This window comes from Achromobacter veterisilvae, assembly GCF_900496975.1.
GTDB classification, from domain to species: domain Bacteria; phylum Pseudomonadota; class Gammaproteobacteria; order Burkholderiales; family Burkholderiaceae_B; genus Achromobacter; species Achromobacter veterisilvae.
In genome coordinates this window covers 85,720-110,075 of record NZ_UFQC01000020.1, presented here as the reverse complement: position 1 = coordinate 110,075, position 24,356 = coordinate 85,720, and the positions used below count along the sequence as shown (strand labels likewise).

Genomic DNA, 24,356 nt, shown 5'->3' with positions numbered 1-24,356 from the left:
AGGTATGTGCTTAGACTTGACATCTAAGGTACTTCACTTCTAGTGAGCACTTGATTTCATTGTGCTTGTGATAAAGCCGGGGTTTAAAACCCAACCCATCACCGCACCCGCATCAAGCGCCCACACTTATCGGTTGTTTAATTGTTAAAGAGCGGTACTGCTAAATCCTGCACTGCCTGCCGACTGGCCCGGCGCTTTCGCGTCGCCTGCCGTGGCATTTAGCACCTATCGAAATATCAGGGTTAACCCTAAGTTTTCGGTAACTGCCAAGCCTGAAACTATAACACAACTTTTGCAGATTATGCAACTGGCTTCTGCCTAACTTGCATCCTATCTTGCAAAACCGCAAAACGCCTGCCCGCTCGTTTTGCAGCGATCTTACGGGCCCATCCTGCCGCGCCGCCAGACCTGTCATGTGCCGACCACCGCATCGCGGCCACCGAACTCATTCCTTGCTTTCCTGCCTTCGCTGCTCAACAAACTGTTTGAACTGCGAAGGAGCGAGACTATAGCACAGAATTTAAACGTGTGTCGCCAGCATGACACCTATTTTGCAGAAAAGTGAATTTTTCTGGGGACCGACCCCAAGCTGGTCGGATCCGGCCGCCCCCTCCCCTATATAGAAGCCAGGGCGGAAACCTGGCGGGCGGCCCATAGCGCCGACCGGCCCCGGCGGGCCGGGTCAGATGCGCAGCTCGGTCGTTTCCTTGATCTGCTGGAGCGCAAAGAAGGATTTCATGTCGACCACGGTAGGGTGACGCATGAGCGTGTCCATCGCGAAGCGCGAAAAGTGCGCCAGGTCCGCCACCTGGATCCGCAGCAGATAGTCCATGTCTCCGGACATGGCGTAGCACTCGACGACTTCGGGCCATAGCTGCACGTCGCGCGCGAAGTCGCTGATGGGAGCATGGCTGGAGCCGCTGTGTTTATTGAGGCGGATGCTCACATAGGCCAGCAGCCCCAGGCCGACCTTCTCGGCATCGATCAGCGCCACGTACTTCTTTATGAAGCCCTTCTCTTCCAGCCGCCGGACCCGCCGCAGGCACGGACTGGGAGACAGCGAGACGCGGTCCGCCAGCTCCTGGTTGCTCAGCCGCCCGTCGCGCTGCAGTTCCGCCAGGATCCTTAGATCTGTCCGATCCAGCTCGATGTCAGACATTTTTAGCCCTTGGTTTTTCATATACGGCAATATTATTGCTCAGACCGCCGCCTTTCGCGGCATGTTTGCAATTGTCTGCCCGCCCTTCCTACCTACAATCTCCGTCTAGACTTGAAAAACAGGTCATCCTTAAAACGATGCAAGGGAGCAGACTTATGAGCAGCGCTTTCCAACCCTGGGACAACCCGATGGGCACCGCCGGGTTCGAATTCATTGAATACGCGGCGCCGGACCCCGTCGCGCTGCGCAAGGTGTTCGAGCTGCTGGGCTTCAAGGCCATTGCCAAACATCGCCACAAGGACGTGACGCTGTATCGCCAGGGCGGCGTGAACTTCCTGATCAACGCCGAGCCGGATTCCTTCGCGCAGCGCTTCGCCCGCCTGCACGGCCCCTCGATCTGTGCGATCGGCTTTCGCGTGCAGGACGCCAATGCCGCGTACAAGCGCGCGCTGGAACTGGGCGCCTGGGGCTTCGATTCGCACAGCGGCCCGATGGAGCTGAACATCCCCGCCATCAAGGGCATCGGCGATTCGCTGATCTACCTGGTGGACCGCTGGTCCGGCAAGGACGGCCACGGCGGCATCGGCGACATCAGCATCTATGACGTGGACTTCGTCCCCGTGGACCCGGCGAACGCGCAAGCGGACCTGAACCACCGCGGCGCCGGCCTGACGCTGGTGGACCACCTGACCCACAACGTGCACAAGGGCCGCATGGCCGAGTGGGCCGAGTTCTACGAGCGCCTCTTCAATTTCCGCGAAGTGCGCTATTTCGATATCGAGGGCAAGGTGACGGGCGTGAAGTCCAAGGCCATGACATCGCCCTGCGGCAATATCCGCATTCCGATCAACGAAGAAGGCACGGAAGAGAAGGGCCAGATCCAGGAATACCTGGACCTGTACCGCGGCGAAGGCATCCAGCACATCGCCATGTCCACGGAAGACATCTACGGCACCATCGAAGCGCTGCGCGCGAATGGCGTCGTGTTCCTGGACACGCCCGATACCTATTACGAACTGCTGGACCGCCGCCTGCCCAACCACGGCGAGGACGTGGCGCGCCTGCAGAAGAACCGCATCCTGCTGGACGGCGCCCCGGGCGGCGGCCTGCTGCTGCAGATCTTCACCGAAAACCAGATCGGCCCGATCTTCTTCGAGATCATCCAGCGCAAGGGCAACGACGGTTTCGGCGAAGGCAATTTCAAGGCGTTGTTCGAATCGATCGAACTGGACCAGATGCGCCGCGGCGTGGTCAAGTCGGTCGACTGAACGCCCGCCCCCGGCCGATTCCTTCCCCGGCCAGGCCACCGGTGCTCGCGCACCGGCGCCGGCCTTGAAACCTCACCTCGGTGAGGTTTTTTTTGCCTATTTCCTATTTCTTCAGCCGGTCCTGGAACTGCTTGCGGAACTTGGCGACCTTGGGCGCGATCACGAATTGGCAATAGCCCTGCTCGGGATGCAGCGCGAAGTAATCGCGATGGTAGTCCTCGGCCTGCCAGAACCTGGCGGGCGCCAGCAGCCTGGTCACGATGGGCGCGTCGTAGACTTTCTGCGCCTCGACCTCCGCGATGACGGCTTGCGCCTGTTCGCGCTGGGCCTCGTCCTGCCAGAAGATGGCGGATTCATATTGCGGACCGATGTCGTTGCCCTGCCGCCCCGGCGTGGTCGGATCATGGGTCGCGAAGAACACGCGCAGCAAGTCGCCGTAGGACAGCTCGGCCGGATCGAATTCAACGCGGGCGACCTCGATGTGGCCGGTATCCTTGCCGCACACCTGCTCGTAGCTGGGATTGTCCACGTGGCCGCCGCTGTAGCCGGGCAGCACGCTCTTCACACCGCGCAGATCGGTGAACACCGCTTCGACGCACCAGAAGCAGCCGCCGCCGAGTACGGCGACCTCATTGCCTGGGGAGGGTTGTTCTGCCATGACGATTCCTTCTTTCTAGATGGGCGGCCGCCGATGGCGGCCAGCGCCCGGGTTTCATGCGCGAAACGCTGCCGGCAAGACTACTGCCTGGGCGGCGCCAGCGACAGGATCCATTCCGCCAGCGAGCGGGCATCTTCCTGGCTGACCTGCGTCTGGGCGGGCATCGGAACGGCACCCCAGGCGCCCCGGCCGCCGCCCCGGATCTTGCCCGCCAGGTAATCCACCATGGCGTCGCCCTGCCCCGCGTAACGTTCGGCCACGCTTTTCAGTGGCGGGCCCACGCGCCTGGCCTCGACCTGGTGGCAGGCCATACAGGCCTTGTTCTTGGCAAGGTCCAGGCCGGTGGTTTGCGCATGCGCCGCGCCCGCGCCCAGGGCGCAAGCGGCGGCCAACAACAGACTACTCTTCAAATGCATCGGTTACGGCCCCACGGCTCGCGGTGCTGGCGAGCTTGCCGAACTTGGCAAGCACACCGCGTGTATAACGCGGCTTGGGCTGAACCCAGGCCTGGCGACGAGCCGCCATTTCTTCGTCGCTGATATTGAGCTGCAGCAGCAGCCTGTGGGCATCGATGGTAACCGAATCGCCCTCCTGGATCAGCGCGATGGGACCGCCGACGAATGCCTCCGGCGCGACGTGGCCCACCACCATGCCCCAGGTGCCGCCGGAGAAGCGCCCGTCGGTGATGAGCCCGACCGTTTCGCCCAGGCCCTGCCCGACCAGCGCCGAGGTGGGCGCCAGCATTTCGCGCATGCCCGGGCCGCCCTTGGGGCCTTCGTAGCGGATGACCACGATGTCGCCGTCCCGGATCTCGCGAGCCATGATGGCCGTCATGGCGTCGTCCTCGGAATCGAAGACGCGCGCAGGACCAGTGATGACGGGGTTCTTCAGCCCCGTGATCTTGGCCACGCACCCTTCGGGCGACAGATTGCCTTTGAGGATGGCCAGGTGGCCCTGCGGATACAGCGCGCGGTCCAGCGGCATGATGACGTCCTGGTCCGCGCGCGGCGCGTCCGGCACATCGGCCAAGGTTTCGGCGATGGTCTTGCCGGTGATCGTGATGCAGTCTCCGTGCAGCAGGCCCGCGTTGAGCAACAGCTTCATGACCTGCGGAATGCCGCCGGCCCGGTGCAGGTCGGTGGCGACGTACTTGCCGGACGGCTTCAGGTCGCACAATACCGGAACGCGCTTGCGGATGCGCTCGAAGTCGTCGATGGTCCAGGGCACTTCGGCGGCGTGCGCGATCGCAAGAAAATGCAGCACGGCGTTGGTGGATCCCCCGGTGGCCATGATGACGGACACGGCGTTTTCGATGGACTCGCGCGTGATGATGTCGCGCGGGCGCAGATTGCGCCTGACCGCCTCGACCAGCACGCGCGCCGATTCCGCCGCGGAGGCGACTTTTTCCTCGTCTTCGTTGGCCATCGTGCTGGAATACGGCAGGCTCATGCCCATGGCCTCGAAAGCGGAACTCATGGTGTTGGCGGTGTACATCCCGCCACAGGAGCCCGATCCGGGGATCGCGCATTTCTCTATCTGCTTGAAATCCGCTTCGGGCATGCGGCCCATCGTGTATTCGCCCACGGCCTCGAAGACCGAGACGATGGTGAGATCGTTGCCCTTGTAGTGGCCGGGCTTGATCGTGCCCCCGTAGACATAGATGCCCGGCACGTTGGTGCGCGCCAGCGCGATCATGCCGCCCGGCATGTTCTTGTCGCAGCCGCCGATGACCACCACGCCGTCCATCCACTGGCCCTGCGCCGCGGTCTCGATGCAGTCCGCGATGACCTCGCGCGACACCAGCGAGTACTTCATGCCCTCGGTGCCCATGGACATGCCATCGGAAATGGTCGGCGTGCCGAACACCTGGGGATTCGCGCGGGAGGCGCGGATGGCGTCGATGGCGGCGTCGGCCAACCGTTGCAGGCCGCTGTTGCAGGGCGTGATGGTCGAGTGGCCGTTGGCCACGCCGATCATGGGGTTGTCGAAATCGGCTTCCTGGTAGCCCAGTGCGTAGTACATGGCGCGATTGGGCGCGCGCGCGACGCCTTGGGTGATGTGTCGGGAACGTTCGTTGTGCGGCATGGTCTGTGTCTCCTGTCGGCCATCGGGACGCGGGCTTGCCGGTTATTATCATTCAACTTCATTGTGTCGGGCAGACCATGCTGCAATATCCAAAATTCGACCCCGTCGCCCTGCAGATCGGGCCGCTTGCCATTCATTGGTACGGGCTTATGTACCTGGTGGGCTTCGCGCTGGTGTACCTGCTGGGCCGCCGGCGCATCACCAGCGGCCACACGACGTCGCTGAACGTGCGGGACCTGGAAGACCTCATCTTCTACAGCGTGCTGGGCGTGGTGCTGGGCGGGCGGCTGGGCTATGTGCTGTTCTACAAGCCGTCGCACTACCTGTCCCATCCTGTCGAGGTGCTGTATCTGTGGCAGGGCGGCATGTCGTTCCACGGCGGCCTGATCGGCGTGATCCTGGTGATGCTGCTGTTCGCGCGCAAGAAGAAACTGCCCTTTTTCGCGGTCAGCGATTTCATCGCGCCGCTGATCCCGCTGGGGCTGGGCTTCGGCCGCCTGGGCAACTTCATCAATGGGGAACTCTGGGGCCGGCCCACGGACGTGCCCTGGGCCATGGTCTTCCCGGACAGCGGCGACGGCCTGCCGCGGCATCCGTCGCAGCTCTATGAGCTGGGCCTGGAAGGCATCGTGCTTTTCTTGCTGCTGTGGTGGTTTTCGAGCAAACCGCGTCCGCTCGGCCAGGTAAGCGCCCTGTTCCTGATGGGCTACGGGACGTTCCGCTTCCTGGTGGAGTTCACCCGCGAGCCGGACAATTTCCTGGGCCTGCTCGCGGGCGGATTGAGCATGGGACAGTGGCTGTCCCTGCCGATGGTCGCCCTGGGCGCCATCATGTTCAGCGTTACTGCAAAACGATCGTCCCGTTGACCGCGATGCTGACCGTGACCTCTCCCGCTTCCAGCGGGACGTCCGGGCTATAGCCGGCGGAGGCGTCCTTGGCCATGGCCGCCCCCAGCATGCGGGGCATGGGCGCCGGCCCCGAACCGCCGGAACCGCCGAGTTCCAGCTTGCTCAGGCGATAGCCGGAAAAACCGAAGGCATTGGCGGCCGCCAGCGCGCGGTCCTTGAAGGCTTGCGCGGCCTCTTTGAGCAGCTTGCGCTCTTCGGCCTCGCGCGCCTCGCGCGACAACAGGAAGCCGATGTTGGAGATGGCGGTCTTGTCCGACAGTTTGGACGCCAGGGCGGCGGCCGCTTCGAAGTCCTTGGATTCCAGGATCACTTCGCCATGGCCGCGCCAGGACGCGATCTTGCCTTTGCTGCTGGTATTGGGCCACACGTTGTAGCCGCCCGTCCGCACTTCCACGCCCTTGACGTCGCGCGCGCGCTTGACCACGTCGTCCAGCGCGGCGCTCAGCTTCTTGCCAGCGCCGGGCTGATCCGGCGCGTCGACTTCGGCGGACAGCGAGATGCGGACAGTGTCCTGCTTGACCTCGGAAGACGCGGTGGCCTGCAGCGACAGCTCGGGAGCGCGGCTCGCGACGGTTTCCGCGGCGGCGGGCGCTTGCGCCTGCGCGTAGGCGGGCTGCACGGCGGCAAGAGCGGCCACGGCTGCGCACGCCGCACCGAGTCTGGTCAGCGAAAAAACGGGGTGTTTGAACATGGACGGGTCCTAGGAGGGAGGACGATGGGGAGGGAGGCGCCCGGCGCGGACCTGCGCTCAGGGCAGGTCCGCTGGGATAGATGCCCCGCCTGTGCCGTCAAGGCCGGCATCTCGAACCCTGAGGTTCAAGGTGGTCGCGTTCCGTAGAGCGTCGGGTTCGTCTACAGGAGACGATCACTCCAGCTCTGCACTCCCGCAACCAATATGCCATAAGACATAGGTTCAGAGAATGTATGGCCTAGTCACGAACACGGCAGGGACAAACTGAAAAATCTTGACTACAGCTTGATGAACTACAGCCTGATGAACTGTTAGAGCAGCTTTTCCTGACCCGACAAGGCGTCATCGAGTGCTGCGTTCATGTCCTCGATTCTACGCTTGAAGTCGCCGACCGCCAAACCGCCCAAGGGACCGTCGGGCGCTTTCATCGCAAGCAGTTCGCCCGCGATCTGCAATGCGGCCATCACGGCGATGCGTTCGTTGCTCGAAACCTTGCCCGTGCCCTGGATGCGCAGCATCAGTTGGTCCACGTGGCGCACGGCGGCCACCAAGGTCGGCTTCTCTTCCGCGGAGCACGCCAGGGAATAGTCGCGCCCCAGTATCGTTACATCTACGCGTTCCATCAGTGTTGCTCTCCAGACGGCGCACCCGGCAAGCGGGCCAGCACGGCGTCGATGCGCTCGCGGGCCGAAGCGGCGGCCACGCGCAAGCGCTGTAGTTCGGTGTCACGGGTGTGCAGGTTGCCCTGCAATTCGGTTTCCCTTGCGGAGAAACGCGATTCGAGCGAATGGCGCTCGGCGGTTTCGCGGGCCAGTTGTTCGCGCAGCGCGACTTCGGCCTGCTGGGCTTGCTCGAGCATGGCGCTGACGGCCCCGTCGTGTTCCTGAAGCTTGCTTTGCAGCGTGACGATCTCGGCCTCGCGCTCGGCGGCGCGCTGCTTCAGCACGCGCTGCTCAGCTTCGGTTTCGTTCAGACGGGCGCGCAACGCGTCACGCTCTGCGTGGAGTTGGCGGGTGCGTTGCACCAGTTGCCCGATGCGGGCAGCGAGTTGGTCTAGATCTTGCAGCATGGGCGCTATCGTAAACCATCCTGGGTTGGAGGGGGCCTCTTCACGCAAGGTGAGAAACCCGGCAATATTCGGTAGGAATTACGGCTGTGGCTTCGGGATGCGACCTTACCCGATTCCGCGCCGAAAAAAATCCGATGGCAGAAATCCCGCATCTGGCCGATCCTGCTTTCGCATTTCTTTCTATAAACTTTCACTTAGCTTTCAAAAAGCCCTCAAACTTCCTGCCCCGTTACAACTTGGGGTCGGGAGTTCCCCAATTTTAGGGAAAACCCCAGGCTTTCACCGAGCTTACAGGGTTTGCAGCGTGCCGGGCGTCCATTACCATTCGCCCTTTCAAGAAACCACGCCGTCGCTTTCAGAAGAACAAATGGCACCCCGAAGTGCCTTTTTTGTGCCTGTCACCCGCCTTTCGGCGGGCCTTTCCGGCTACAAACCTTTTTCTATCTACATGCTGTAAACAGGAGCCAACCAATCATGCAGCTACGCAATCGACAGGACTTCTGGTCGGGGGTGATGTTCATCGCCCTTGGACTGGGATTCGCCTGGCAAGCCAGCAGCTACCAAATGGGTACTGCCGCACGGATGGGCCCAGGGTATTTTCCTTTCTGGCTAGGCATTGTTCTGGCATTGCTGGGTGCCATCGTGCTGCTTGGCTCGCTGTCCAAGAAAGCCCATGAAACGCACGTCGACAAGTTCGACTGGCGCATCGTTTTCCTGGTGGTCGGATCGGTCGTGCTCTACGGCTTCATCCTCAAACTGCTGGGCATCTATATCTCGGTATTCGTCCTGGTTGTCGTCAGCAGCCTGGCCAGCCACGAGTTCAGCCTGAAGGTCGCCGTCGCCAACGGCATCTTCCTGGTGATCTTCTCGTATTTGGCATTCGTCAGGGGGCTGGGGCTGATTTTCCCGCTGTGGCCGTCCTTTCTGGGCATGAACTAAGGAGCAACCGGTCATGGAATTGTTTGACAACCTGATGTTGGGTTTCTCGGTGGCGTTCACGCCCGAAAACCTGCTTTACGCCCTGCTGGGCTGCATTCTGGGCACGCTGATCGGCGTGCTGCCGGGCATCGGCCCGGTCCCGACCATCGCGATGCTGCTGCCGATCACGTACGTGCTGCCTCCGGTGGCCGGCCTGATCATGCTGGCCGGCATTTACTACGGCGCCCAGTACGGCGGCTCCACGACGGCGATTCTCGTGGCGCTGCCAGGGGAAACGTCCGCGGTGGTGACCGTGCTGGACGGGCACCAGATGGCCCGCAATGGCCGCGCCGGCGCCGCCCTGGCCATCGCCGCCCTGGGTTCGTTCTTCGCCGGCTGCGTGGCCACGCTGCTGCTGGCCGCCTTCGCGCCCCCGCTGGCTGAAGTCGCGTTCAAGTTCGGCCCCGCCGAATACTTCTCGCTGATGTGCCTGGGCCTGGTCGGCGCCGTGGTGCTGGCCTCGGGCTCGCTGCCCAAGGCGATCGCGATGATCCTGCTGGGCCTGCTGCTGGGCATGGTGGGCACCGACGTGAACTCGGGCGTCGCCCGCTTCGACTTCGGCATCCCCGAACTGCAGGACGGCATCGACTTCGCCATCGTGGCCATGGGCGTGTTCGGCTTCGCCGAAATCATGACCAACCTCGAGCAGAAGGAAAACCGCGTCGACATCACCGACAAGATCGGCTCGCTGTATCCCAACAAGCAGGAATTCAAAGAGTCGTATCCGGCGGTGATCCGCGGCACGGCCCTGGGTTCGGCCCTGGGCATCCTGCCGGGCGGTGGCGCCGTGCTGTCGTCGTTCGCGTCGTACACGCTGGAAAAGAAGATCTCGAAGAATCCGGAACGCTTCGGCAAGGGCCACCCGGCCGGCCTGGCCGGTCCGGAATCGGCGAACAACGCCGCGGCCCAGACCTCGTTCATCCCGCTGCTGACGCTCGGCATCCCGGGCAACGCCGTGATGGCGCTGATGGTTGGCGCGATGACCATCCACAACATCCAGCCCGGCCCGCAAGTCATGACGAGCCACCCGGAGCTGTTCTGGGGCCTGATCGCCTCGATGTGGATCGGCAACCTGATGCTGGTGGTGCTGAACCTGCCGCTGATCGGCCTGTGGGTCAAGCTGCTGAAGGTGCCCTACCGCATCCTGTTCCCGGCGATCCTGGTGTTCTGCACGATCGGTGTGTATTCGTTGAACTACAACACCTTCGACATCTTCACCACGGCCATCTTCGGCGTCATCGGCTACGTGTGGTCCAAGCTGAAATGCGAAGGCGCTCCGCTGCTGCTGGGCCTGGTCCTGGGCCCCATGATGGAAGAGAACTTCCGCCGTGCCCTGCTGCTGTCGCGCGGCGACTTCACCACCTTCGTCACGCGTCCGCTGTCGGCTTCGCTGCTGGCCGTGGCTGTCTTCCTCGTGATCCTGGTGGCGCTGCCCGCCATCCGCAAGAAGCGCGAAGAAACCTTCGTCGAAGAAGAGTAAAGCGCGGCTTGCCGCCCCTCGGCGGCGGTCCCGCCCCCAAGAACCCCCGGCCTGGTCCGGGGGTTTTTTTGGTCTGGCCGCCCAAGACAAAAGAAACTAATTAATACAATACAAGACTGACTGTTCTACGATTCCGGTCTTCTACGTTAAGCTACGGGTTTACCCCACGCGATGATTCGAGATGAATTTCGACTGGAACAACCCTTACCCCAGCACCCGCCGGCCAGTGTTCGCCCGCAATGTCGTCGCCACTTCGCAACCGCTGGCGGCCCAGGCCGGCCTGCGGATCCTGGCGCGAGGCGGCAATGCGGTCGACGCCGCGATTGCGGCGGCCGCCACGCTGGCCCTGACCGAACCGGTCAGCAACGGGTTGGGATCGGACTGCTTCGCGATCGTCTGGGACGGCTCGAAACTGCACGGGCTGAATGCCTCCGGCACGGCTCCCGCAGCCTGGAACATCGATTATTTCCGGCGCAGGCACCAGGGCCTGATCCCGGCCCGGGGCTGGGACAGCGTGACCGTCCCGGGCTGCGTGGCCGGTTGGGCCGCCCTGCACGAAAAGCTGGGGAGCCTGGCGTTCGCCGACGTCCTCGAACCGGCCATCGAATACGCCGAACGCGGCTTTGCCGTGTCTCCGGTCGTGCAGCAGAAATGGGCGGGGCAGGCCGATGCGCTACAGCCGCAACCCGGCTTCGCGGACCATTTCCTGCCGCGCGGCCGCGCGCCGCAGGTCGGCGAGCACTTCGTCCTGCAAGGGGCCGCGGCCACGCTCAAGCGCATCGCGGCCACCGGCGGACGGGATTTCTATGAAGGCGAAACGGCCCACAAGCTGGTGGCGCATGCCCAGGCGCACGACGCCGCGCTGACGCTGGCGGACCTGCGCGACTACGCGCCGGAATGGGTGTCACCGATAGGCCAGTCGTACCGCGGCCATACGCTGCACCAGATTCCTCCCAATGGCCAGGGCATCGCCGCCCTGATCGCCCTGGGCATTCTGCAGCACTTCGACGTGGCGGCCCGCCCCGTCGACCATCCCGACACGCAGCACCTGCTGATCGAAGCGATGAAGCTGGCCTTCGCCGACGTCTACGCGCACGTGGCCGATGCCCGCCACATGCGCGTGACGCCCGAACAGATGCTGCAGCCAGGCTACCTGGCCGAGCGCGCGCGCCTGATCGACCCCGCCGCCGCCCAGGCCTTCGACAGCGGCCATGCGCCGCAGGGCGGCACGGTCTACCTGACCGCCGCCGACAGGAACGGCATGATGGTGAGCTTCATCCAGTCGAACTACATGGGATTCGGCTCGGGCGTGGTGGTGCCCGGCACCGGCGTCAGCCTGCAGAACCGCGGGCACTGCTTCAGCGCCGACCCCGCCCACCCCAACGCGGTGGCCGGCGGCAAGCGGCCTTTCCACACCATCATCCCCGGCTTCCTGATGCGCGACGGCGCCCCCGTCATGAGTTTCGGGGTCATGGGCGGCAATATGCAGCCCCAGGGGCAGGTGCAGACGCTCGTGCGCATGCTGGACTACGGCCAGCAGCCGCAGGCCGCCTGCGACGCGCCCCGCTGGAAATGGAACCATGGACTGGCGGTGGACGTGGAGGCCGGCCTGGCCCCGTCCGTGGCCCAGGGCCTGCGTGCGCGGGGCCACGTCCTCGAAGGCCTGGAAGACCCCTACATGGACTTCGGCTCGGGCCAGTTCATCTGGCGCCTGGGCGATCCGGCGGTGGACGGCTACGTCTGCGCGAGCGACAGCCGCCGGGATGGGCTCGCCGCGGGCTTTTGATTGCGTTAAGGTTAGTGTCCTCAGACTGACCTTACCCTCATAGAGCGGAGTTCCCTGCATGGCAACGATCGGTACCAAGAGCTACGACGCGGTTGTAGCCCAGAAAGTCACTTTCCTCGGACTGGGCGTGATGGGCCTGCCCATGGCCGGCCATCTGGCCCGCGCGGGTCACGACGTCACCGTCTACAACCGCACGCCGGCGAAAGCCCAGGCCTGGGTGGCCGAGTTCGGCGGCAAGAGCGCGGCCACGCCCCGCGAAGCCGTCGCGGGCGCGCAGATCGTCTTCGCCTGCGTCGGCAACGACGACGACCTGCGCAGTGTCGTGCTGGGGCCGGACGGCGCGTTCGCGGGCATGACGCCGGGCGCCGTCTTCGTCGACCACACGACCGCGTCGGCCGACGTGGCTCGCGAGCTTTACGCGCAGGCCAAGGACCTGGGGCTGAATTTCGTGGATGCTCCGGTGTCGGGCGGACAGGCGGGCGCGGTCAACGGCGCGCTGACCATCATGTGCGGCGGCGAGCCGGCCGTGTTCGACGCGATCAAGCCGGTGGCGCAGAGCTTTGGCCGCGCCGTGACGCTGGTCGGGCCGCCGGGAGCCGGCCAACTGGCCAAGATGGTCAACCAGATCTGCATCGCCGGCGTCGTGCAGGGGCTGTCCGAAGCGATCGCCTTCGGCCAGGCGGCCGACCTGGACATGAAGCTGGTGCTGGACGTGATCAGCAAGGGCGCGGCGCAGAGCTGGCAGATGGAGAACCGCGGCGGCACCATGGTCGACGACAAGTTCGACTTCGGGTTCGCGGTGGACTGGATGCGCAAGGACCTCGGGCTGGTGCTGGCCGAGGCCCGCCACAACGGCGCGCGCCTGCCCCTGACCGCCCTGGTGGACCAGTTCTACGGCGATGTCCAGAAAATGGGCGGCAACCGCTGGGATACGTCCAGCCTGATCAAGCGCCTGCGCGGCTGAGCGCCGGCGGGGCAAGAAAAAGGCGAGCCTCGCGGCTCGCCTTTTCTGCGCTTGCGCCGGGAAGCTTACGCCGCCAGGCTGGCCGGCGCCGCGCCGGACACCAGCGCGTCGATGCGCTGCCTGGCCTGGGCAACGCCTTCCAGCGCCGCGACTTCGCCCATGGCCATGCCTTCCGCGGCGACGAACGTCAGGTCGTCCATGCCCAGGAAGCCCAGCATCTGGCGCAGATAGGGCGTCAGCGTGTCGGACGGGGTGCCTTCGGCCTTGCCGCCGCGAGCGGTCAGCACGAAGACCTGCTTGCCCTTGATCAGCCCTTCGGGCACGCCTTCCGACGTATAACGGAACGTGACCCCGGCGCGGGCGACATGATCGAGGTAGCTCTTGAATTGCGCGGGCAGGTTGAAGTTGTAGACCGGCACGGCGAAGACGATGCGGTCGGCTTCCATCAGTTCGGCGATCAGCTCGTCGCTCATTTCGACGATGCGGTGCTGCTCGACGGTGCGCGCGTCGGCCGGGGTGAACAGCGCGCCGGCGGTGTTGCCGTCGAAGTACGGGATGGGCTGCGCGCCGAGGTCGCGCACCTTGACGGCCGCGGCCGGATTGGCGGTCTTGACGCGCGCAATCAGGTGATCGGCCAATTGCTTACTGTTGGAACGGTCGCCGAGAATCGAGGAAAGGATTACCAGGGTCTTCATTGCAAATTTCTCCAGTGGGGGCCCGCGCGTCGCGGGCGGCGGGCATCCGCCAGCGCCGCGCCCGATGCCGGAACAGGCCGGCGGGCTTGGCCTGCCGCCGGATTGGCGTGGGCTGATGCCGTATGCATGGCGCCACTGTAGACGGGTTAATTGTTCACATAAATAGGGTTATGATGAACTGTTCGTTCCAGATATAGAACAATCATGCAAGATCTCAATGACCTCTACTATTTTTCCCAAGTCGTCGAGCAAGGCGGCTTCAGCGCCGCGGCGCGGGCGCTGGACATCCCGAAATCCCGGCTGTCGCGCCGGATCTCGCACCTGGAGGAAAGCCTGGGCGTGCGCCTGCTGCAACGCACGACCCGCCGGCTGCGCCTGACCTCCGCCGGCGAACGCTATCTGCACTACTGCCGCGAAATGGCGGCGTCCGCGCGCGCGGCCGACGAGGCCATGCGGCAGTTGCAGTCGGAGCCCAGCGGGCCCGTGATCGTAAGCTGCCCGGTCTCTATCGCGCAGGACGTGCTGGCGCCGCTGCTGCCCGAGTTCCTGGACGCCTGGCCGGCGATATCCGTGCAGTTGCTGGTGACCAACCGCCGCGTGGACCTGATACGCGAGGGCGTGGACCTGGCGCTGCGCGTGCGCACCAAGCTGGATACGGACGCCGAACTGGTGGTGCGCCACTTCGGCACGGCGCGGGGCACGCTGGTCGCCAGCCCGGGCTACCTGCAACGCTACGGCGTGCCCGACACGCCGCAGGATCTGGCCACCCACACCACGCTGAGCTTCAGCGACCCGCAACACGAAGTGCGCTGGCCGCTGCGCAACGACAAGGGCGAAGAAGTGCACATCGAACTGAAGCCGCAGCTATCCTGCAATGACTTCATCGTGCTGACCGAAGCGGCGGTGCGCGGACGGGGCATCGCGCTGCTGCCCTCGATCGCGACCCACGAGGAATTGCGGCGCGGCCAGTTGGTGCCGGTGCTGCCGCAGTGGCAGTCGCCCGAAGGGATCGTGCACTGCATCTATCCGTCGCGGCGAGGCATGATGCCCGCCGTGCGCGCCCTGCTCGATTTCCTGTCGGAGCGCCTGCCCTCCATGTACCAGCGGCTGGAAAAGGCGCCGGCGCCGGCGGCTCAATAGCCGCGCGAGCGCTCCACCACGCCGCTGATCGCCTCGCCGCGCTGCAACTGCGCGACCTTGCCCGCGATCTGCGCAATGCTTTCGTCGCGCAGCGTGCGCGCCGCGATATGGGGCGTCACGTGCACCCGGGCGTCGTGCCAGAACGGGTGGTCCCGCGGCAAGGGCTCGGTGTGGAAGACGTCCAGCGTGGCGCCGGCGATCTCGCCTTCTTCGAGCATCTGGACCAGGTCGTCCTCGACCAGGTGCTCGCCGCGCCCCACGTTGACCAGATGGGCGCCGGGCAGCAGCCGCGACAGCGTATCGCGATTGAGGATCCCGACGGTATCCGGCGTCAGCGGCAGGACGTTCACCAGGAATCGCGTGCGGGCCAGGAACGCCGGCAGCGCGGCCACGCCCGCGAAGGATTCGACCCCGGGGACGTCGCGCGGCGAACGCGACCAGCCCGCCACCGGGTAACCGAAGTCGGCCAGGGTCTGCGCCACGCGCAGGCCCACCTGCCCCAGCCCCAGCACGCCCACCGGCCAATCGGCCGGCCGGCTGCCTTCGCGGGTGTCCCAATGCTGGCGCGCCTGGGCATGGTCGAAGGCTTCGAAATCGCGCGAGACGCGCAGCAGCGCATACAGCGCGTATTCGGCCATCTGCACCGCCATGCCCGCGTCTTCCAGGCGCACGATGCGCACGTGGGACGGGATCTCGGGCATTTTCAGCAAGGCGTCGACGCCCGCGCCCAGGTTGAACAGCGTCGTCAGGCCGGTCTCGTGTTTGAAGAGTTCGGCCGGCGGGCGCCAGACCAGGGCGATGTCCGCACCCGAGGGCGGGCCGTCGGGATCCCATACCGAAATGCGGCAGCCGGGCATGGCGGCCGCCAGGCGCGGGACCCAGGCGTCGGGATCGTGGTGAGGACAGGCAAAAAGTATGTGCATGGTGGCATTCATGTGCGGAACTCGGGGAACCCCAAGCATGAGGGATGCCGCGCCACAAATCAAACGGCCCGGCGAAGGCCGGGCCGTGTTCGGGAGGGACGGGATACCCGCTCAGGCTGTCTGCGGCACTTCGGGCTTGTCCCCGCCCTTGTTGCGGCCGCGGCGCAGGAACGCCCACACCTGCAGCGCGATCAGCAAGGCGCTCGCGGCGATGAACCAGGCGCTGATCGGGCGTTCGACGAACACCGCCAGGTCGCCGCGCGACAGCAGCAGCGCGCGGCGGAAGTTCTCTTCCACCATCGGCCCGAGCACGAAGCCGAGCAGGATGGGGGCCACGGAAAACTCCAGGGTCATCAGAATGGCGCCGATCACGCCGAAGGCCAGCACTTCCCAGATCTGGAAGAGGCTGTTCTGCGTGCTGAACACCCCCACCGCGATGAAGAACAGCGCGGACGGGAACAGGTAGCGATAAGGCACCTGCAGCAGTTTCACCCACACGCCGATCAGCGGCACGTTCAGCACCATGAGCAGCACGTTGCCCACCCAGAAGCTGGCGATCAGGCCCCAGAAGATGTCCGGATGCTCGGTGATCAGTTGCGGGCCGGGCTGGATGCCCTGGATCAGCAGCGCGCCCAGGATCAACGCCATCACGGCGTCGCCCGGAATGCCCAGGCTCATCGTCGGGATGAAGTCCACCTGCGTCTTGGAGTGCGAGGACGCTTCGGGCGAGGCCACGCCGGCGATCATGCCGGTGCCGAACTTCTCCGGCGTCTTGGAGATTTTGCGCTCCAGCGCGTAGGCCACGAACGTGGTGATGGTGGGGCCGGTCCCGGGCATGGCGCCGAACAGCGTGCCCACCGCGGTGCCGCGGACCATGGGCCAGAAGGCGGTCTTGAGTTCTTGCTTGCTGGGCCGCATGTCCTTCAGGCGCAGCTTCGCGCCGCTGCCGATGATGCTCATGCGGTTGACGCTCATCAGGAAGTCGGCCACGCCGAACAGGCCCATGGAGATCGCCACCAGTTCCAGGCCGTCCGACAGGTCCAGCAGGCCGAACGAGAAACGGATGGTGCCCGTGTTCACGTCCGTGCCCACCACGCCGCACATCAGGCCGAACAAGGTCATCGCCACGCCCTTCAGCGGCGAGCCGCGGGACATCGTCGCGCCCGCCAGCAGCCCCAGCAGCATGATCGAGAAGATTTCGGTCGGACCGAACTTGAAGGCCACTTCCACCAGCAGCGGCGAGGCGAAGATCATGACGATGATCCCCACCGAGGCGGCGAAGAACGAGCAGATCATCGTGATGCCCAGCGCCGTCCCGCCCTTGCCCTGCTTGGTCAGCGGATAGCCGTCCAGGCAGGTGACCGCGTGGGGCGGATGCGAAGGCAGGTTGAGCAGGATCGCGCCGATGGCGCCGCCGTACTGCGAGCCGTAGAAAATACCGGCCAGCATCAGGATGGCGGGCACCGGATGCATCACATAGGTCAGCGGCAGCAGGATGGAAATGGCCGACAGGGCGCCCATGCCGGGCAGCACGCCGATGAGGTTGCCCACCAGCACGCCGAAGAACGACCACATGAGGTTATGCCACTGGAAGGCGACGCCGAAGCCGTACCAGAGGTCCATCAAGGATTGGGAAATCATGGTGCTTCAACCCCAGCGAAACAGCGGCAACTGCAATTGCAGCGCCCACCAGAAAACGACGACCGCGATCGCGGCCATGGCGATCGACAGCAGGAACGCCTGCTTGATCGTGTTCTTGCGGTCGCCCAGCGCGGAAATGAATACGATGGCGAACGTGGCGGGCAGCAGGCCGCCGTAGTGGCCCAGGGCCAGGAAGGCCAGGATGCCCAGCAGGATGCAGACGCCGCCGCGGAGGTCCGGCAGCCCGTGGGCGTGGCCGTCGCCGGGCGCCGGCGCGGCCGTCCCGCCCGAGCGCGCCGATATCGCGATCAGCGCCCCCGTCAACGCCAGCAGGCCGCCGAGCGCCGCGGGAAAGAAACCCGGGCCCATGTGGCTCAACGTCCCGATGTGATAGTCGGTCCCGCCGTAGATCGCCCCCAGCCCGATGAGGACCATCAGCGCTCCGCCGTAATAGTCCTTCCTGTTGATTGTTTTTTGCACTTCATCCTCCTTCCTGATGCAGGGCACATGCCGGCCCTCGATGTGCCGCCCCGGACGGACGCCACCCGGCCTCTGACGACAGGCCGGAGCGCAGATTACGGAAGGAAGCTGCGAATTCGCTTTCTGTGCGCTGTCGCCTTCCTGAATCCAGGGGTAATCCCTGACCGGAAGGCGGATCTCATGTGTAAGCGGTGGTGAAAGCGGCTTGCGGGGATTATTGGTCGCCCTTGAGCTCGACTTCGAGCGGGCGCGGATACTGCGAGACGGTCGAGGCGAGCGGCAGCCACAGCACGGACGACAGGCCGACGCCCCCCTGCGCGTTGGGTTCGCCGTCGCGCAGTTCGATGTCGCCGTCGTTGCGGCGGGCGTAGGCGCGGGCGATCGCCAGCCCCAGGCCCGAGCCCGACGAGGCGACCGGCTTGTCCGTGCCGACCCGTTCGAAACGCGCGAACGCGCGCTTGCGCAAGACCGGGTCCAGCCCCGGGCCATTGTCGGACACGGCGACTTCCGCGCGGTTTTCCTCGCGGCAGACGGACACGGTGATGCGAGCGCCCACGGGCGCGTAGTGGATGGCGTTGTGCACCAGGTTCGAAAGCGCCTCGTGCAGTTCGGCCTCGTTGCCCGAGACCGGCACGGGCGTCTCCTGCCCTTCTTCGGAGCCGGCCTGCACCCACCCCAGGTCCTGCTGCTTCTCGTGCGCCAGCGGCAGGTATTGCAGCACCACTTCGCGCGACACGGCGTTCATGTCCAGCAACTGGCGCGGCAACGGGTCGGCCTGGTTGGCATGCGCCAGCGACAGCAGTTGTTCGGTAAGGCGGCGGGTGCGGCCCAATTGGTCGACAATGCCGCGCAGGCCTTCCTGCGCCCGCGCCGGATCCCGTTCGCGCAGCGCATACTGCGCCTGCGTCAGCATGATGGCCAGCGGCGTGCGCAATTGGTGGGACGCGTCGGCCAGGAAGTGCGACTGTTCGTCCAGCACCCGGCGGTAGCGGGCGATGTGGTGGTTGACGGCGTCGACCAGCGGGGCCACTTCGCTGGGCACGCGCGACGCGTCCAGCGGCGTCAGGTCGTCGGGGCGGCGCCCCCGGATATCGTTGCGCAGCCGGCGCAGCGGCTTCAGCGCCCAGGACACGCCCCACCAGACCAGCAGCACCACCAGCGCCAGCATGCGGGTGTCGCGCAGGATTTCCTGGCGCCGCGCGCGGTTCTCGGCCTCGATGCGCTTGCCGGTGCTTTCGGCCACGACCACCAGCACCTGGCGGTGCTGCCCCTGGTAGTACAGGTCCCGCACCACCGAGACGACCCGCACGGGATCGTTGCGATAGACGCTATCATAGAAAACGGGCTGGCCATTGGAACGCGGCCAGTTGGGCGGGCGCGGCATTTCCGGCATGCCCAGCAGGGTCTTTCCCGGGTCCGTGGGCACCGGCGAACCGTCCGGCAGGGGCGGATCGATTTCTTCGATGCGGAAGTACTTGCGCAGGCCCGCCCGGGATTCGAGCATCACCTGCGCATAGAGCGGCGTGGCGACCTGCAGCTTGCCGTCGGGCGTGAATTCGAGGCTGCTTTCCAGGACGCGGGCGGGCTCCACCAGCGCGCTGTCGTAGGCCTCGTTGGTGATTTCGGCCAGCGTGCGGTAGTCGTTCAGGCTGTCCACGACCAGCAGCACCACCACGCCCGGCAGCAGCAGGATGATGAGCAGCGCGCGAATGCCGACGCGCGGCAACCCGGGTATCCGCAAGCTCAAGCCGACTCGCTGGCGACGCTTTCCAGCATGTAGCCCAGCCCCCGCACCGTCACGATGCGCACGTCGCTGCCCGCCAGCTTCTTGCGCAGCCGGTGCAGCACGACCTCGATGGCGTCGGGATTGGCTTCGCTGTCGTGCGTGAAGACCTTGCCGAACAATTGGGATTTGTCCACCGGATAGCCGCTGCGGGTCAAGAGCGCCGCCAGGGCGGCGTGTTCGCGCGGCGTCAGGAACAAAAGGGAGCCGTCCAGGGTGAAGGCGCGGCTTTCGCTGTCGTAGGACAGCGAACCGCATTGCAGGCGCGGATGCTGGCGGCCGCGGCTGCGGCGCACCAGCGCGGTGAGCCGCGCTTCCAGTTCTTCCAGCGCGAACGGCTTGGTCAGGAAGTCGTCCGCGCCCAGGTTCAGGCCGCGCACGCGGTCTTGCAGGGCGCCCTGGGCGGTCAGCAGCAGAACCGGCGTGCGGTCGTCCCGGTTGCGCATTTCGCGCAGGACCACCAGCCCGTGCTTGTCGGGCAGGCGCAAGTCCATGACGATGGCGTCGTACTCGGTGCCCGCCATGAAGGCCTCGGCCGTCCGGGCGTCCGCCGCGTGATCCGGCACGAACCCACTCTGGGCTAGCGCGCGCATCAGCCAGGACGCCATGTCCCGTTCGTCTTCAACCAACAATATGCGCATGACCGTCCGTTCCTTCGGGCAAATTCTCTGCCGCCCGCTGCCCATGCACCCGCTGGCGCAAGTAGCGGGTTTCGTGGTGACGCCGAAAGAGGATAGCCGACAACTCGTTCAACGCCTGGGTATAGACATCGCGCTTGAACTCGATCACGGCGTCCAGGGGCACCCAATACTGGCTCCAGCGCCAGGCATCGAATTCCGGATGCTGCGTCGCGCGCAGGCAAACGTCGCTGTCACGTCCCACCAGGCGCAACAAGAACCAAATCTGTTTTTGTCCTTTATAGTGGCCACGCCACTCACGCCGGACGAAGTGATCGGGCACGTTATAACGTAACCAATCGCGTGTACGCCCCAAAATACGGACATGCTCGGGCTTCAAGCCCACCTCTTCATGGAGTTCGCGATACATGGCCTGCACCGGGCTTTCGCCATATTTGATGCCGCCCTGGGGGAACTGCCAGGCATGTTCCCTGATACGCTTGCCCCAAAAGACCTCGTTTCTACCGTTGACGAGAATGATGCCGACATTGGGGCGGTAGCCTTCGCGGTCAAGCATGGGCCACCCCCACCGAATTCAATACAATTACGGTCGATTATACGTATCTGCTGCCACCTTTAAACATGCGCGCATCCAACTACCACATCAACACCCTCAAAGAAGCCCCTTCCGAGGCCGAAGTCGCCAGCCACCAACTGATGACCCGGGCCGGCATGATCCGCAAGCTCGCGGGCGGCATCTACACCTACATGCCCCTGGGGCTGAAGATCATCCGCAAGGTCGAGGCCATCGTCCGGGAAGAGATGAACGCCGCGGGCGCCATCGAACTCCTGATGCCGGTGGTCCAGCCGGCGGAACTCTGGCAGGAGTCGGGCCGCTGGGAGCAGTACGGCGCCGAACTGCTGCGCATCAAAGACCGGCACCAGCGCGATTTCGTGCTGCAGCCCACGTCCGAGGAAGTCATTACGGACATCGCCCGCAATGAAATCCACAGCTACCGGCAACTGCCGCTGAATTTCTATCACATCCAGACCAAGTTCCGGGACGAGCGCCGCCCGCGCTTCGGCCTGATGCGCGGCCGCGAATTCACCATGAAGGACGCCTATTCCTTCGACCGCGACGAAGCCGGCGCCCAGCGCAGCTACGACATCATGTTCAACGCCTACATGCGCATTTTCGGCCGCCTGGGCCTGGAATTCCGCGCGGTGGCGGCCGACACGGGCTCGATTGGCGGCACCCGCAGCCACGAATTCCAGGTGATCGCCGACACCGGCGAAGACCTGCTGGTCTACAACGCCGAATCCGACTACGCCGCCAACATCGAGCTGGCCGAGGCGCCCGCGCTGTACGCCACGCGCGCCGAGCCCGCCCAGGCCATGGCCGACGTGCCCACGCCGGGCGCGGCCAAGTGCGAGGACGTGGCCCGCCTGCTGGGCCTGCCGCTGGAACGCACGATCAAATCCATCGTGCTGGCCACCGACGGCGACAAGGGCCGGGTCGACATCTGGCTGCTGCTGCTGCGCGGCGACCACGAACTCAACGAAATCAAGGCGGGCAAGCTGCCCGGCCTGGCCGGCTTCCGTTTCGCCACGGAAACCGAGATCGTCGAGCACTTCGGCTGCAAGCCCGGCTACCTGGGCCCGGTCAAGACCGCCCGTCCGGTGCACGTCATCGCCGACCGCACCGTGGCCAACATGGCCGACTTCGTCTGCGGGGCGAACAAGGAAGACTTCCACATCCAGGGCGTGAACTGGGGCCGCGACCTGCCCGAGCCGGAACGGGTGGCCGACCTGCGCAACGTCGTCGCCGGCGACCCCTCCCCGGACGGCAAGGGCACCCTTTCCATCCAGCGCGGCATCGAAGTGGGCCACGTTTTCTACCTGGGCAAGAAGTACTCGGAAGCCCTCAAGGCCACCTTCCTGGACGAGACCGGCAAGCCGGCGGTGCTGGAAATGGGCTGCTACGGCATCGGCGTGACCCGCATCGTGGGCGCCGCCATCGAGCAGAACCACGACGCCCGCGGCATCATCTGGCCCCGCGCGATCGCGCCTTTCGAGGTGGTCATCTGCCCGGTGGGCTGGGGCAAAAGTGAAACCGTGCGTGACACCGCCCAGAAACTCTACGAATCCCTCCTGGCGCGGGGCGTCGACGTCATCCTGGACGACCGCGACGCCCGCCCCGGCGTGATGTTCGCCGAGTGGGAATTGATCGGCGCGCCGTTGCGTGTAACAGTTGGAGAACGCGGCCTGAACGATGGTGTGGTGGAATTGCAGGCCCGTCGGGAAACCGAAGCGGCCAAGATTCCGGTAGAGTCCGCGCTGGAAGCCGTGCTGACGAAGCTCGACACCCTGTGAACCTTGCAGTAACTACGGACTTCCTGCGTCCCGTCCCCGAAATCTGCCCCTCTGTATCGTGACCGACCCGAAGTCCCCCGAATCCGTCCTGCAAGTCCGTGTCTACTACGAGGACACGGACGCAGGCGGAGTGGTTTTCTACGCCAACTACTTGAAATTCCTGGAACGCGCGCGCACCGAGTGGCTGCGCGACCTGGGAGTCAACCAGTCCGGCCTGGCCGCCAGCGAGCAACGGCTGTTCGTCGTCCGCGCGCTGGACATGTCGTACCGGAAACCCGCCAGGCTGGACGATTTGCTTACCATACGCAGCCGGGTCACACGACTGGGCCGCGCTTCGATACACTTCGCGCAGCGCGCGGAGCGCGACGGGGAACTGCTTGCCGAAGGCAACATCCAAGTCTGCTGCGTCGATGCCATTCACATGCGGCCGGCGGAATTGCCGGCTGACGTTCGCGCCAAACTGGAATTCATTCAGGAATAACCATGCAAGTCACCAACGACATGTCGTTGCTTTCGCTGATTACCCACGCCAGCGTGCCGGTCCAACTGATCATGCTGATGCTGTTGGGCATCTCGATCATGTCCTGGACCTACATCTTCGCCAAGCGTCTGGCCATCAAGCGCGCGCATGCCCAGACCCGCCGTTTCGAGGATGATTTCTGGTCGGGCGGCGACCTGTCCATGCTGCAGCAGGCGGTGGCCTCGCGCCGCGACGAACAGGGCGCGCTGGCCCGCATCTTCGATGCCGGCATGACCGAATTCCTGAAGGCCCGCCGCGGCAACGCCTCCGGCGACGCCACCGCCGTGCTGGACGGCCCGCGCCGCGCCATGCGCGCCGCCTACCAGCGCGAAATGGACGCGCTCGAGTCGCACCTGAACTTCCTGGCCTCGGCCGGTTCCGTGTCGCCCTACATCGGCCTGCTGGGCACGGTCTGGGGGATCATGCACGCCTTCATCGGCCTGTCGAACATGCAGCAGGCCACCCTGGCCTCGGTGGCCCCCGGCATCGCGGAAGCGCTGATCGCCACCGCCATCGGCCTGTTCGCCGCCATCCCGGCTGTCGTCGCCTACAACCGCTTCACCAACGATATCGACCGCATCTCGATCCGTTTCGACAGCTTCGTCGATGAATTCCTGAACATTCTGCAACGGCAGGTGCGCTAATGCCCTCGGTAAGCTCACGCGGCAGGTCCGGCCGCCGCATGAAGGCCGACATCAACGTGGTGCCGTACATCGACGTGATGCTGGTGCTGCTGGTCATCTTCATGGTGACCGCCCCCCTCATCACGCCCGGCCTGATCCAGCTACCCTCAGTGGGCGCCGCCTCCGAGGTGCCGGTCAAGCCGCTGGAAGTCCAGATTTCGGAAGACGGCAAGGTCGCCCTGCGCATGCGCGAACCCGGCGCCACCCCGCAGGACATCGCGCGCCCCGAACTGGTGGCGCAAGTGCGCTCGCGCATTACCGCGGAAACGCCGGTGGTCATCGCCGCCGACGGCAAAGTGCCGTACGAGACGGTGGTGAAGGTCATGGACGAATTGCGCACCAACGGCATCACCCGCCTGGGTCTGCTGGTGGACCAATCCTCCGGCGCCCCCCAGCCCGCACCCGCGAAAAAACGCTAACGCGACGCCTTCCGCCGGCGCCGCCGGCATGCAACG

Annotated in this window: 25 protein-coding genes and 1 other RNA gene; 11 read left to right on the top strand and 15 right to left on the bottom strand. The window is 65.1% G+C overall.

Annotated features, from left to right (window positions below; translation table 11 throughout):
- Window positions 1–682: 682 nt before the first annotated feature.
- Window positions 683–1,159 (bottom strand): Lrp/AsnC family transcriptional regulator, encoded by a 477-nt coding sequence (locus tag AVE30378_RS19210; protein WP_129242444.1) that lies wholly within the window; start codon window positions 1,157–1,159, stop codon window positions 683–685.
- A gap of 155 nt (window positions 1,160–1,314) precedes the next feature.
- Between AVE30378_RS19210 and hppD the strand changes: the two genes are divergently transcribed.
- Window positions 1,315–2,427, top strand: a complete 1,113-nt coding sequence (gene hppD, locus AVE30378_RS19205) for a 4-hydroxyphenylpyruvate dioxygenase (RefSeq protein ID WP_129242443.1) — start codon at window positions 1,315–1,317, stop codon at window positions 2,425–2,427.
- A gap of 103 nt (window positions 2,428–2,530) precedes the next feature.
- On the opposite strand, the gene msrA is transcribed toward hppD, so the two are convergent.
- From msrA to ilvD, 3 genes are all read right to left on the bottom strand, one after another.
- Window positions 2,531–3,085, bottom strand: a complete 555-nt coding sequence (gene msrA, locus AVE30378_RS19200; protein WP_129242442.1) for a peptide-methionine (S)-S-oxide reductase MsrA — start codon at window positions 3,083–3,085, stop codon at window positions 2,531–2,533.
- An 80-nt stretch (window positions 3,086–3,165) separates the two neighbouring features.
- A complete protein-coding gene (locus tag AVE30378_RS19195) occupies window positions 3,166–3,501 on the bottom strand; it encodes a c-type cytochrome (RefSeq protein ID WP_208742411.1) in 336 nt (111 codons plus the stop codon).
- On the bottom strand, window positions 3,485–5,170 hold the full coding sequence (ilvD, locus tag AVE30378_RS19190) for a dihydroxy-acid dehydratase (RefSeq protein WP_129242441.1): 1,686 nt from the start codon (window positions 5,168–5,170) through the stop codon (window positions 3,485–3,487). Before ilvD ends, AVE30378_RS19195 begins: the two co-directional genes overlap by 17 nt.
- A gap of 77 nt (window positions 5,171–5,247) precedes the next feature.
- On the opposite strand from ilvD, the gene lgt reads away from it, so the two are divergent.
- Window positions 5,248–6,036 carry a prolipoprotein diacylglyceryl transferase gene (gene lgt / locus AVE30378_RS19185; protein WP_129242440.1) on the top strand — a complete coding sequence of 263 codons (789 nt, stop codon included), beginning with the start codon at window positions 5,248–5,250 and terminating at the stop codon, window positions 6,034–6,036.
- Here the strand turns inward: lgt and AVE30378_RS19180 are convergent.
- The 4 genes from AVE30378_RS19180 to AVE30378_RS19165 form a co-directional block, all read right to left on the bottom strand.
- Window positions 6,011–6,769: an SIMPL domain-containing protein gene (locus tag AVE30378_RS19180; RefSeq protein WP_129242439.1), complete on the bottom strand. Its 759-nt coding sequence runs from the start codon at window positions 6,767–6,769 to the stop codon at window positions 6,011–6,013. The genes lgt and AVE30378_RS19180 overlap by 26 nt on opposite strands.
- A 78-nt stretch (window positions 6,770–6,847) precedes the next feature.
- A non-coding RNA gene (gene ssrS, locus AVE30378_RS19175) (6S RNA) lies at window positions 6,848–7,032 on the bottom strand.
- 48 nt (window positions 7,033–7,080) lie between these two features.
- Window positions 7,081–7,392 carry a cell division protein ZapA gene (locus tag AVE30378_RS19170; RefSeq protein WP_129242438.1) on the bottom strand — a complete coding sequence of 104 codons (312 nt, stop codon included), beginning with the start codon at window positions 7,390–7,392 and terminating at the stop codon, window positions 7,081–7,083.
- Window positions 7,392–7,838 (bottom strand): hypothetical protein, encoded by a 447-nt coding sequence (locus AVE30378_RS19165; protein WP_165360241.1) that lies wholly within the window; start codon window positions 7,836–7,838, stop codon window positions 7,392–7,394. The genes AVE30378_RS19170 and AVE30378_RS19165 overlap by 1 nt, the downstream gene beginning before the upstream one ends.
- Before the next feature lie 474 nt (window positions 7,839–8,312).
- Between AVE30378_RS19165 and AVE30378_RS19160 the strand changes: the two genes are divergently transcribed.
- The 4 genes from AVE30378_RS19160 (at window position 8,313) to AVE30378_RS19145 (ending at window position 13,046) form a co-directional block, all read left to right on the top strand.
- On the top strand, window positions 8,313–8,777 hold the full coding sequence (locus tag AVE30378_RS19160; protein WP_129242436.1) for a tripartite tricarboxylate transporter TctB family protein: 465 nt from the start codon (window positions 8,313–8,315) through the stop codon (window positions 8,775–8,777).
- A 13-nt stretch (window positions 8,778–8,790) separates the two neighbouring features.
- The gene (locus AVE30378_RS19155; RefSeq protein ID WP_129242435.1) at window positions 8,791–10,296 is read left to right on the top strand and encodes a tripartite tricarboxylate transporter permease; all 1,506 of its coding nucleotides are present in this window, start codon (window positions 8,791–8,793) and stop codon (window positions 10,294–10,296) included.
- Window positions 10,297–10,477: 181 nt separating this feature from the next.
- Complete coding sequence (locus tag AVE30378_RS19150; protein ID WP_129242434.1) at window positions 10,478–12,082, top strand: gamma-glutamyltransferase family protein; 1,605 nt, start codon at window positions 10,478–10,480, stop codon at window positions 12,080–12,082.
- Between the two features lie 58 nt (window positions 12,083–12,140).
- The gene (locus tag AVE30378_RS19145) at window positions 12,141–13,046 is read left to right on the top strand and encodes an NAD(P)-dependent oxidoreductase (protein WP_129242433.1); all 906 of its coding nucleotides are present in this window, start codon (window positions 12,141–12,143) and stop codon (window positions 13,044–13,046) included.
- 65 nt (window positions 13,047–13,111) lie between these two features.
- On the opposite strand, the gene AVE30378_RS19140 is transcribed toward AVE30378_RS19145, so the two are convergent.
- A complete protein-coding gene (locus AVE30378_RS19140; protein ID WP_129242432.1) occupies window positions 13,112–13,741 on the bottom strand; it encodes an FMN-dependent NADH-azoreductase in 630 nt (209 codons plus the stop codon).
- A 204-nt stretch (window positions 13,742–13,945) separates the two neighbouring features.
- Between AVE30378_RS19140 and AVE30378_RS19135 the strand changes: the two genes are divergently transcribed.
- Window positions 13,946–14,881 carry a LysR family transcriptional regulator gene (locus tag AVE30378_RS19135; protein WP_129242431.1) on the top strand — a complete coding sequence of 312 codons (936 nt, stop codon included), beginning with the start codon at window positions 13,946–13,948 and terminating at the stop codon, window positions 14,879–14,881.
- Here the strand turns inward: AVE30378_RS19135 and AVE30378_RS19130 are convergent.
- From AVE30378_RS19130 to AVE30378_RS19105, 6 genes are all read right to left on the bottom strand, one after another.
- A complete protein-coding gene (locus AVE30378_RS19130; RefSeq protein WP_129242430.1) occupies window positions 14,875–15,804 on the bottom strand; it encodes a 2-hydroxyacid dehydrogenase in 930 nt (309 codons plus the stop codon). The genes AVE30378_RS19135 and AVE30378_RS19130 overlap by 7 nt on opposite strands.
- Before the next feature lie 111 nt (window positions 15,805–15,915).
- Window positions 15,916–17,445, bottom strand: coding sequence for a tripartite tricarboxylate transporter permease (locus AVE30378_RS19125; protein WP_129242429.1), 1,530 nt, complete (start codon window positions 17,443–17,445; stop codon window positions 15,916–15,918).
- 6 nt (window positions 17,446–17,451) lie between these two features.
- Window positions 17,452–17,880, bottom strand: coding sequence for a tripartite tricarboxylate transporter TctB family protein (locus AVE30378_RS19120; protein ID WP_129242452.1), 429 nt, complete (start codon window positions 17,878–17,880; stop codon window positions 17,452–17,454).
- Window positions 17,881–18,139: 259 nt separating this feature from the next.
- Window positions 18,140–19,672, bottom strand: a complete 1,533-nt coding sequence (locus AVE30378_RS19115; RefSeq protein ID WP_244235099.1) for a sensor histidine kinase — start codon at window positions 19,670–19,672, stop codon at window positions 18,140–18,142.
- A complete protein-coding gene (locus AVE30378_RS19110; protein WP_062681263.1) occupies window positions 19,669–20,349 on the bottom strand; it encodes a response regulator in 681 nt (226 codons plus the stop codon). Before AVE30378_RS19110 ends, AVE30378_RS19115 begins: the two co-directional genes overlap by 4 nt.
- Complete coding sequence (locus AVE30378_RS19105; RefSeq protein ID WP_042796390.1) at window positions 20,330–20,902, bottom strand: RNA pyrophosphohydrolase; 573 nt, start codon at window positions 20,900–20,902, stop codon at window positions 20,330–20,332. Before AVE30378_RS19105 ends, AVE30378_RS19110 begins: the two co-directional genes overlap by 20 nt.
- A 65-nt stretch (window positions 20,903–20,967) precedes the next feature.
- Here AVE30378_RS19105 and AVE30378_RS19100 point away from each other — a divergent pair, with 65 nt between their 5' ends.
- The 4 genes from AVE30378_RS19100 to AVE30378_RS19085 are packed head-to-tail and all read left to right on the top strand — an operon-like array spanning window position 20,968 to window position 24,320.
- A complete protein-coding gene (locus tag AVE30378_RS19100; RefSeq protein WP_129242428.1) occupies window positions 20,968–22,698 on the top strand; it encodes a proline--tRNA ligase in 1,731 nt (576 codons plus the stop codon).
- Window positions 22,699–22,756: 58 nt separating this feature from the next.
- Window positions 22,757–23,179, top strand: a complete 423-nt coding sequence (gene ybgC, locus AVE30378_RS19095; protein ID WP_129242427.1) for a tol-pal system-associated acyl-CoA thioesterase — start codon at window positions 22,757–22,759, stop codon at window positions 23,177–23,179.
- 2 nt (window positions 23,180–23,181) lie between these two features.
- Entirely contained in the window at window positions 23,182–23,862 is a 681-nt protein-coding gene (gene tolQ / locus AVE30378_RS19090) for a protein TolQ (protein WP_129242426.1), read from the top strand.
- A complete protein-coding gene (locus AVE30378_RS19085) occupies window positions 23,862–24,320 on the top strand; it encodes an ExbD/TolR family protein (RefSeq protein ID WP_129242425.1) in 459 nt (152 codons plus the stop codon). Before tolQ ends, AVE30378_RS19085 begins: the two co-directional genes overlap by 1 nt.
- The last annotated feature ends 36 nt before the right edge of the window (window positions 24,321–24,356 follow it).